The sequence below is a fragment of the Paenibacillus sp. Pae15 genome (assembly GCF_024519685.1).
In the GTDB taxonomy this organism is placed as follows: domain Bacteria; phylum Bacillota; class Bacilli; order Paenibacillales; family NBRC-103111; genus Paenibacillus_G; species Paenibacillus_G naphthalenovorans.
Genome location: NZ_JALJRM010000038.1, coordinates 35,313 through 44,974 on the forward strand (window position 1 = coordinate 35,313; position 9,662 = coordinate 44,974).

11 protein-coding genes, 1 rRNA gene and 2 riboswitches are annotated in these 9,662 nt (G+C 50.4%); of the genes, 4 read left to right on the forward strand and 8 right to left on the reverse strand.

Annotated features, from left to right (window positions below; genetic code table 11):
* Positions 1-12: 12 nt before the first annotated feature.
* From purS to NR121_RS22905, 6 genes are all read right to left on the reverse strand, one after another.
* On the reverse strand, positions 13-261 hold the full coding sequence (gene purS / locus NR121_RS22880; protein WP_054819443.1) for a phosphoribosylformylglycinamidine synthase subunit PurS: 249 nt from the start codon (positions 259-261) through the stop codon (positions 13-15).
* 55 nt (positions 262-316) lie between these two features.
* Positions 317-1,207 (reverse strand): phosphoribosylaminoimidazolesuccinocarboxamide synthase, encoded by an 891-nt coding sequence (locus NR121_RS22885; protein ID WP_062410696.1) that lies wholly within the window; start codon positions 1,205-1,207, stop codon positions 317-319.
* Positions 1,208-1,229: 22 nt separating this feature from the next.
* A complete protein-coding gene (gene purB, locus NR121_RS22890; RefSeq protein WP_256831978.1) occupies positions 1,230-2,525 on the reverse strand; it encodes an adenylosuccinate lyase in 1,296 nt (431 codons plus the stop codon).
* Positions 2,526-2,543: 18 nt separating this feature from the next.
* Positions 2,544-3,746 (reverse strand): 5-(carboxyamino)imidazole ribonucleotide synthase, encoded by a 1,203-nt coding sequence (gene purK, locus NR121_RS22895; protein WP_256831979.1) that lies wholly within the window; start codon positions 3,744-3,746, stop codon positions 2,544-2,546.
* Positions 3,743-4,228: a 5-(carboxyamino)imidazole ribonucleotide mutase gene (purE, locus tag NR121_RS22900; protein ID WP_054819442.1), complete on the reverse strand. Its 486-nt coding sequence runs from the start codon at positions 4,226-4,228 to the stop codon at positions 3,743-3,745. The genes purK and purE overlap by 4 nt, the downstream gene beginning before the upstream one ends.
* A 152-nt stretch (positions 4,229-4,380) precedes the next feature.
* Positions 4,381-4,482: riboswitch (purine riboswitch) on the reverse strand.
* Between the two features lie 116 nt (positions 4,483-4,598).
* Positions 4,599-5,315 (reverse strand): DUF6483 family protein, encoded by a 717-nt coding sequence (locus NR121_RS22905; protein WP_256831980.1) that lies wholly within the window; start codon positions 5,313-5,315, stop codon positions 4,599-4,601.
* Positions 5,316-5,461: 146 nt separating this feature from the next.
* Positions 5,462-5,613, forward strand: a riboswitch (cyclic di-AMP (ydaO/yuaA leader).
* Positions 5,614-5,617: 4 nt separating this feature from the next.
* On the opposite strand from NR121_RS22905, the gene NR121_RS22910 reads away from it, so the two are divergent.
* From NR121_RS22910 to NR121_RS22925, 4 genes are all read left to right on the forward strand, one after another.
* On the forward strand, positions 5,618-6,466 hold the full coding sequence (locus tag NR121_RS22910; protein ID WP_054819439.1) for a stalk domain-containing protein: 849 nt from the start codon (positions 5,618-5,620) through the stop codon (positions 6,464-6,466).
* A gap of 144 nt (positions 6,467-6,610) precedes the next feature.
* Complete coding sequence (locus NR121_RS22915) at positions 6,611-7,300, forward strand: polysaccharide deacetylase family protein (protein ID WP_256831981.1); 690 nt, start codon at positions 6,611-6,613, stop codon at positions 7,298-7,300.
* Between the two features lie 94 nt (positions 7,301-7,394).
* Positions 7,395-7,865 carry a hypothetical protein gene (locus NR121_RS22920; RefSeq protein ID WP_256831982.1) on the forward strand — a complete coding sequence of 157 codons (471 nt, stop codon included), beginning with the start codon at positions 7,395-7,397 and terminating at the stop codon, positions 7,863-7,865.
* Between the two features lie 136 nt (positions 7,866-8,001).
* Positions 8,002-8,766, forward strand: coding sequence for an AAA family ATPase (locus NR121_RS22925; RefSeq protein WP_256831984.1), 765 nt, complete (start codon positions 8,002-8,004; stop codon positions 8,764-8,766).
* Positions 8,767-8,854: 88 nt separating this feature from the next.
* Here NR121_RS22925 and NR121_RS22930 read toward each other — a convergent pair whose 3' ends face one another.
* Together NR121_RS22930 and rrf are read right to left on the reverse strand one after the other, a co-directional pair.
* Entirely contained in the window at positions 8,855-9,052 is a 198-nt protein-coding gene (locus NR121_RS22930) for a hypothetical protein (protein ID WP_054819438.1), read from the reverse strand.
* Between the two features lie 338 nt (positions 9,053-9,390).
* A 5S ribosomal RNA gene (gene rrf / locus NR121_RS22935) occupies positions 9,391-9,507 on the reverse strand.
* Between the last annotated feature and the right edge of the window lie 155 nt (positions 9,508-9,662).

Genomic DNA, 9,662 nt, shown 5'->3' on the forward strand with positions numbered 1-9,662 from the left:
CTCCTCCTTTTATTAGGCCTGTACCAGCTCGAAACGGTAGTCCTCGATCACCGTGTTGGCCAACAATTTTTCACACATGGCCTTCAAACGCTCTTCCGCAGCCGCGCGGTCATCGGTGTTCAATTCCACTTCCAGATACTTGCCGATTCTTACTTTCTCCACCTCGTCAAAACCCATTGAATGGAGCGCGCCTTGAACGGCGGTTCCCTGAACATCTAGTACGCTTTGCTTGATTGTTACATACACGGTCGCTTTAAACATCGGATAAGTACCTCCTGCAAAATGTTTGTTCGTTCGATCTACCGCAGAGCGGCAATTACCCTTGCACCAAACGGTTATAAATATCGCGGTAACGCTTGGATGTTTCTTCCACTACATGCAGCGGCAAAGGATCCGGCTCGCTGTTCTTGTCCCAGCCTGTGCCTGCCAAATACGTGCGTACCGGCTCCTTATCCATGCCGTCGATCTCAATATCGAGCTCGTACTTTTCCTGCGCCCAGAATCGGGAGGAGTCCGGAGTAAAAATTTCATCAATTAATATAATTTCGCCGTCAATAAGTCCAAACTCAAATTTCGTATCCGCCAAAATGATGCCGCGCTCGGCACAAATCGCATGAGCAAACTCGTACAGCCGGATGCTCTTTTCCTGCAGCTGTTCCGTGAGCTCCGCTCCAACCAGTTCTTTCATCCGCTCGATGGAAATGTCTTCGTCATGTCCGACATCGTTCTTTGCAGCAGGGGTGAAAATCGGTTGGGGAAACCGCTCGTTTTTCCGCATTCCTGCCGGAAGCTTATGTCCGTTCACCTCGCCTGTCTGCTGATACTGGCGCCAGCCGCCGCCCGTAATATACCCACGGACCACGCATTCGATATCGATCCGCTCTGCTTTGCGCGTAACCATAAAGCGGTCCTTCATCACCTCGCGGTCCGTAATCAGATCGCCGAGCTTATCCACATCCCCATGAACCATATGATTCGGCTGTATCGAAGCCGTCCGCTCAAACCAGAACTTGCTCAAGCTGTTCAGTACGTTGCCCTTGTCCGGCACGGCCGGGCTGAGCACCCAGTCGAATGCCGAGATCCGGTCGGTGACCGCAATCAGATAGTGTTCGCCGAGATCGTACAGTTCCCGCACCTTGCCCTTATACAGCAGCGGAGCCTTCACATAGGCTTCCGCGCTTGAAATGGCCGTTGTCGCAGCGCTCATCGTCCTCCTGGCCTCCCCTTTATCAGCTCAAGCCCAAACGCTTGAAAATCGTATCCACATGCTTTAAATGCCAGCTCGGATCAAATGCATCCTCGATCTCTTCCAAGCTCAAAACTTCCCGTACCGCCGGCGTATTCTCAATAATTTCGCGGAACGAGCGCTGCTCTTCCCACGCCTGCATCGCTCGCGGCTGAACCGTATCGTATGCCTGCTCGCGGCTGAAGCCCTCGTCGATCAGCTTTGTCATTACGCGACCGGAGAAAGGTACGCCGTATGTGCTTTGCATGTTGCGCTTCATATTTTCCGGGAACACCGTCAAGTTTTTCACGATGTTGCCCAAACGGTTCAGCATATAGTTAAGCAAAATCGTCGCATCCGGTAAAATAATACGTTCCACGGACGAATGGGAAATATCTCTCTCATGCCACAGCGTAACGTTCTCGTATGCGGACACCATATGACCGCGGATCACACGCGCCAAACCGGAGATGCTTTCGCAGCCGATCGGATTGCGTTTGTGCGGCATAGCCGACGAGCCCTTCTGTCCCTTGGCGAACGGCTCCTCCACCTCGCGGAACTCGCTCTTTTGCAGCGCGCGGATTTCCGTCGCAAATTTGTCCAGCGAAGTCGCGATCAAAGCGAGCGTAGCCATATACTCAGCGTGGCGGTCGCGCTGCAGCGTCTGCGTCGAGATCGGTGCGGGCTTCGTGCCGAGCTTGCCGCACACGTATTCCTCTACGAACGGGTCGATGTTGGCGTATGTGCCTACGGCGCCGGAGATTTTACCGTACTGTACGCCGTCGGCAGCATAGCGGAACCGCTCCAGATTGCGTTTCATTTCCTCATACCAGAGCGCCATTTTCAAGCCGAAGGTCGTAGGCTCGGCATGTACGCCATGCGTCCGTCCCATCATCGGCGTATGTTTATAAGCGATGGCTTTGTCACGAACAATATCGATGAAGTTTATGATGTCCCGTTCCAGAATTTCGTTGGCTTGCTTGAGCAAATAACCGAGAGCCGTATCCACCACGTCCGTCGAGGTCAGACCGTAATGCACCCATTTGCGTTCAGGTCCCAACGTTTCGGATACCGCACGGGTGAACGCAATGACGTCGTGGCGGGTTTCCTGTTCAATTTCGTAGATGCGCTCAATATTAAAGCTTGCCTTTTTGCGCAGCTCGACAACATCTTCCTTCGGAATGACGCCCAACTCGGACCAGGCTTCACAAGAAAGCAGCTCCACTTCCAGCCAAGCCTTGAATTTGTTTTCTTCCGTCCAAATAGCACCCATTTCGGGTCTTGTATAGCGATTGATCATTGGTTCCCCATCCTTCGTTTAATTCTTTTCTATAGATTCCCAAATATGTGAAGCCTCTATCCAATGAAATGCCGCTTCCACCGTTTCGGACAGCAGATTGACGTGTCCCATTTTCCTTCCTGTTTTGGCTTCATGCTTACCGTACAAGTGGAGCTTCGCCGTCACGCCGGGCACAACCCGCTCCGATTCCGGATTCACGATCCAATCCAGCAACGGCTGTACGTGCTCGCCCAATACGTTAACCATCACTACAGAAGAGAGCAGCGCCGTATCGCCCAGCGGAAGGTTGCATATCGCCCGGATATGCTGCTCGAATTGCGATGTCCGGCACGCTTCCATCGTATAATGACCGGAGTTATGCGGACGCGGCGCAAGCTCGTTGACGTACAGCTCTCCATCGGCCGTCAGAAACATCTCTACTGCAATCAGACCGATCACATCGAGCTCTTCGGCAATTTGCCGCGCCATCGCTTCCGCCTTCTTCAACACGGCTTCCGGCGCACGAGCCGGAACAATGGACAGATGCAAAATATTGTTCACATGCACGTTCTCGGCCGGCGGAAATACCTTGACTTCCCCCCGCGGGCTTCTGGCCGCAATCACGGATATTTCTTTCTCAAACCGGATAAACTGCTCAAGTACCAGCTCCGTTTTGGCCTTGCTCAAAGCGTCATAAGCCTCCTGCACTTCTTCCAGCGAACGGATGATCCATTGGCCCTTGCCGTCATAGCCGCCCGTTGCCGTTTTGAGCACGCAGGGGGTTCCAAACCGCCGTACCGCTTCACGCAGCTCCTCTTCATTTTTGATCTCCGTATAAGGTGCTACCTTGACTCCGGCAGCTTCAATCGCCCGTTTCTCGCGCAGCCGATGCTGCGTGGTGTAAAGCAATCGGCTGCCCTGCGGCACATACGATTCGGCCATCAACAGGGAAGTCACTCCCGCATCCACGTTCTCGAATTCATACGTAATGACATCCGACTGTTCCGCTAACTGCCTTGCCGCCGCCGCATCGTAATATTCTGCAACGATCTGGCGATCGGCCACCTGTCCGCAGGGCGCATCCGGCATCGGATCCAACGTAACAAAGTGGTAGCCCATCGCGCGTCCGGCCAAAGCCAGCATCCGGCCAAGCTGCCCGCCTCCAAGGATGCCTATGGTTGCCCCTGGTGCATGCACCCGATCAGGATTGTACGCCTTGCTTGCCATATTCTCTTGCGTCATTCCAGCACGCTCTTTTCCACTACCGTCTTTGCGATGCGCTCGCGCCGTTGCGTTATTTTCCGCTGCAGCTCCGGATCGAATGCCCCAAGCATCTGCGCTGCGAGAAGACCGGCATTCGTCGCCCCGGCATGTCCGATGGCCACCGTAGCGACGGGAACGCCGCCAGGCATCTGTACGATGGACAGCAGAGAATCCAGACCGTTCAATGTGGACGTTTTGACCGGAACGCCGATCACAGGCAGTACTGTCTTGGAGGCTACCATACCCGGCAGATGCGCGGCTCCGCCCGCGCCCGCAATAATCACCTTCAGCCCCCGCTCTTGTGCCGACGCTGCATATTCGAACATCAGGTCAGGCGTTCTGTGTGCCGAAACGACTTTTTTTTCATAGGGCACACCCAGTTCCTCCAGCACGCCGCATGCATGCTTCATCGTCTCCCAGTCCGATTGACTGCCCATAATGACTCCTACAAGAACTGACATCCGTAAACCTCCATGTCGTTTATCATCTGGCTGATATAAAAACAAAAACGTCCTTTTGATAGACGCTGGACCGCTAATGCACAGTCTATCGGCAGGACGACAAGAAATATCCACAAGCGAAAGCTAAGGCCATTGCACCGCAGTGCAGACCTTCTATACTATCGCTCACTCGTAGTCCAAAAATTTAAGGTTTTCGGGTAGAAACTTTCGGGCCTTATTCCCGATGATATACGAGAGATTATTCGACTATTTCCGAATGATTATCCATTCGCTGATACGTTTTCAGTTTAACAGGCTTTAACACCGGATGTCAACTACAAAAGACGAACATTAACTAAAAAGACATAAATAATAGTTCGCATTTCGTACCCTATTCATTCAGATTTTTCCTGATAGTGGCATGTTTTATTTTTATATTCTTCAGTTCCTCGAGGCCGTCTTCGACTTCTGTCTTGGATAAATTGCCTGCAGCCAGCCGCTCTTCTTCGACAGAACGCCAGCGTTCGTACATGCGTATTCCTTCATCCAGCACCGTTATCCACTCCTCACGGAGATGTTCAGCCTCGTTTAGCTCGTCCAATAAATGAAATAAAACATCCTCGCTTTTGGCATATTGTCCGCAATCCTCATAATAAAAAACAAGCTTATGCATGGTATCCGTCGGCATAGACGCACGGTTCGCGAGAGCCAGCGCCGCATCGATCCGCTCTTTGAACATCCCGCCCAATTCATCCCGGGGATCCATCTCCCTGGCGGTGAGCAGCAAGTCCAGCGCCTTTAATCCGTCCTTAATTGCAGCAGCCGCGTGACCGCTCTCTTTCTGTGCAGCGCCCCGCGCGTTCAGCATATCTCCTAAAGCCAGCACTTTTCCTTGATCGACATGTCCGTCCTTGGAAAGCAGTGCGAGCAAATCCTTGGTAGATAAAGCGTGAATCAGCCTGGAATTAAGCCCTAACAATTGACGCATGGCCTGATTCAACAGTTCAAGGGCTTCCTGCAAACGTTGATTTTTCCTTGCGAACATTACTTTATGCAGCACTTCCGTCGTCTGCTCAATCAACCGCATGAGATAATCGCGTCTGTACATGATCTCTTCCCTTCAATTCTGGCCGTGTCGTTCTTTTTATTGTACAGGATTATTCAGCATGAGGAAAACCGGCGCTAGAAGCAATTCCATTATGAGGGAATGATTGGTTGATTTTGTGCATTGAACCGGAACATTATCCTATGTTAGGCTTTTAAAAGCCGAATCGTACAGCTTAATTATGTGTACGTACGGGGGACTAAGCACTTGGGGTGAATGCTTGCAGGCTGCACGGCTGCGCTAGGGAACAACCTCTTCCCGAACCCGACAACTAACCTCGGAGGCAAAAACAGGAGGGACGCATCATGAATTTTCGTTTCAAAAACATGCTCCTGGCATGTGTATTTGCCGTGCCTTCAGTTTTAACGGCATCTATACCCGCACATGCGCAGGAACCTGTACGCCTGGCTGATGACGTCAAGGTACAGGTAAACAAAAAGCTCGTGGCATTTCCGGATGCACAGCCTTTTGTGGATGAGAATCACAAACTTCAGGTCCCCGCGAGAGCGGTTACGGACAAGCTCGGGTACAAGCTTCAGTGGGAACAAGACGGTTCCCGATTCACCATTACAATACAGAGCAGCGACAAAACCGTTTCGCTGTCGACCGGTGACCGGAGCATGACGGTTAACGGAAAGCCGACTCAAATTACGGACCCGGCCAAGTTTGTAGACGGACGCGTGTATGTCCCTTTTCGGCTGATTTCCGATACTTTCGGAATCAAAACCCAATGGGACAAGATCAACCGGATCGCGATTCTCAGCACGGACGGCCAATATCATGCTCCCGCATGGTACCGGCCGGTGAACAAGGTTAGCAAGGTACCGAATTATTCCAAAGTGATCGTAGCCAAGGCTACGGCCTATACTGCTTCTGCCGATGAGAACGGCGGTTATGCGGGACTCGACTATATGGGCAACCCGCTGCGTCTGGGCACCATTGCCGTAGATCCGTCCGTGATCCCGCTCGGCTCTAAAGTGTATGTCGAGGGTTATACGTATGATGGTCTTCCTGCCGGCGGAATGTACGCCACGGCAACCGATACAGGAGGTGCGGTGAAAGGCAACCGCATAGACATTTTCCTGCCTGAGAGCAAAAATAAAGCAAGAATGTTCGGAATTCAACAAGTAAAAGTATATATTCTCGGTTCATGATCTTATTTGATTCTCATCCATAGCACGAAGCGGCCGTCTCTCCATCGAGGCGGCTGCTTTTTTTTGGCTGCCGGACTTGCCGCATACTTTTGTTCTGACGTCCAAAACCTAAGATGGTCATGTCAGAACGGAGGTCGATTCGTTATGCATCGCCGTATATGTAGGTTCATGATTGCTTTGGTGGTCCTGTTTCTTACCGGCGCCGCTCCCTCAAACAGCGAGGTCGTATGGAACGTCGAGACGGATCAGAAGCTGATCGCACTTACGTTTGATGATGGACCGAATCCGGTGTATACGCCGCAGATTTTGGATTTGCTGAATCAATACGGGGCTAAAGGCACTTTTTTCGTTATTGGCAAACGCGTGCAGATGTACCCTGCCATTGCCATCCGCGAGGTAAACGAGGGACATGAAATCGCCAATCATACGTTCGATCATCATTACTTGAAAAACTTTCCCCCCGAACGTCTCGTAGAAGAAATCCGCCAAACCCAGGAGGTTATATTCGATATCACAGAACAAATGCCGCACGTTTTCCGTCCCCCTGGAGGTTTTTACAATGATGCCCTGCTTCAATCTGTCAAAAAGGATCAACTTACGGTCGTGATGTGGTCTTGGTATCAGGATACGCAGGATTGGAAAAAGCCGGGCGTAGACAAAATTGTCCGCCAGGTTCTGGACAATGCCCACAACGGCGATATTGTGCTGTTCCACGATCTTCAAGGGGACTGCACCCAGACCGTAGAGGCTCTTAAACAAATTTTACCCGAGCTGACGCGGCGGGGTTATCAGTTCGTCACCGTATCGGATTTGATTGCCAAAACACGCAAATAAACCGTTTATCTTCAAAAGATGTGATCATGGTGCGGTCGGGATGTCCTATGATATAATCAATTGGAATTCAATAAGCTATGTTATGAGGGATATCATGCTTTCTTTTGAAGAAAAACGTGCCGTTGTGGAATCGTTCCCGGAGTTGGAACGTAAAAATGTATCCTTGGGCCGGATCAATTATCATTATGAAAAAAGCGCCCATGACAAAAAGATTGTGGTTTATCATCTGCATCCGAACGGTAACGGTTTTGTTTATGCCGGTCTTCTGTATGGTTACGATCAGGATGACAAAGGCTTGGTCAATATTCGTGATTTCTCCAAGGAACAGCTTCATGCGATCATAGAGGCCTCCATCCGCTCTCTCTCCCCGAGAACAACAGAGGAACAGGCGATTATTGGAGATGCAAAAGAAGAAAGATGGATCGGTCCGGATAACCATACGCTTGTGCTGCTGGAAGAAGACGAAATGTGGTATGTGTACTCGGGACTTCATCTGGAGTCCGCTTTTGACACCTATGATGAGGCGATCGAATATCTACACGATGAAGGATTTTCACGTATGTAGCTTTATCGCTTAGGGTTTCTGGACCACGCTTGGTGTTCAAATGAAGGCACCTCACTCTTGGTTGGGATGGGGTGCCTTTGCCTTTGTTTTTTGTATCATCTACTTGTTCAGGATCATGGGAAAGGAGCGGCGCCGCATGGTTTTCAGAGAGCAACACGCTTACTTGAGGAGTATCGAGCTGTTAAGGGACCGGATTCCCTCATTTACAGCATACCCGTTTAATCTTCCTTCCTTGCGCGAACTCACCTCTTTGCCTTTGCACCCCAAAGTAACCTATATTATAGGCGAGAACGGAATGGGAAAATCCACACTGCTTGAAGCGGCGGCTATCGCATGGGGATTTAATCCGGAGGGCGGCAGTCTCCATTTTACATTTTCTACCCGTTCATCGCATTCCGAGCTGCACCGCTATATCCGTTTGGTACGCGGAGTCCGTAAACCGAAAGACGGCTTCTTTTTCCGCGCCGAAACCTATTACAACCTGGCAACGAACATTGATGAAATGGATCGTGAGCAGTCCTCGGCCCCCCCTATCATACGGTCATATGGCGGCAAATCACTGCACGAGCAATCCCATGGAGAATCGTTCTTCGCGGCTTTCCTTCACCGTTTCGGAGGGAATGGCCTTTACATTTTGGATGAGCCCGAGGCGGCCTTGTCTCCTTTTAAGCAGCTGTCCATGCTGGCCCGTATTCACGCTTTAGTGAATCGAAACTCCCAGTTTATTATTTCTACTCATTCTCCCATTTTAATGGGATATCCCGACGCTCTGATGTACAATCTTACGGACAAGGGCATTGAACAGATAACTCTGGAAGAAACCGATCATTATATCATTATGAAACAGTTCCTGCTAAACCGGGAACGGATGCTGAAGGAATTGTTCGCAGATGTGGAATAATCATAAAAGACCAATAGCAGGAGCAGGCATCCTTGTGCTTCCGCCGGATCCCTGCTCTTTCTCTAATGCCTGTAACCGATCCATGAGGTCAGATTGGCTTTCCGTTCTTCTTCACATCCAACTTCCCGCTTCGGTTATCAACGGCTCCCGGCTGATTACCTACAGGAGGATCGATTTGTACGGCCTCATTCGTTGTCCGCGTATGATGCAGGTCGGTTGCTCCCGCGGCATGGGTTCCTAATTCGGCCAGTTCTTCATTTTCGTTGTTATTTTGCACTTTGCTCATGAACTATTCCTCCTTGAGGTGTGGTTTGTGAATTTACGCTTTCCTTCGACGTAGCTTCCGAGCTTTTTGGAGTATTCGAATCTAGATCCGTCATCTCCATATATCAGCTTTCTTGCTGGATATCATTACAGCTCTAAAGTTGCAAATCTTCAGTTAGTATGCAGTCTGTTTGCCCTGATTCATTCAACCTTTACCAATAAAGGGAATATCGGAATGTTATGTATGTTAAAATCCAATTTACATCGAGGGAGGCTTCCATGTATAAGCGTAATATTATCCTGAAGTACAAAAAGCCTGCAAGTCATTTAATATGACTTGCAGGCTTTTTGAATACATTTGCTTGGCGACGTTCTACTCTCCCAGGACCCTGCGGTCCAAGTACCATCGACGCTGGAAGGCTTAACGGTCGTGTTCGGTATGGGTACGCGTGGTTCCCTTCCGCCATCATCACCAAACGTATTGATGTTTCTGCCAGGAAACATCGCATTTTCACTTTCAAGGCGGCTTGCGCCCTGAAAACTGGATCGAAACCAAGCCGCTGATCATCTTCATGTGCTTTTTGGATAAGCCCTCGACCGATTAGTATTCGTCAGCTCCACACGTTGCCGTG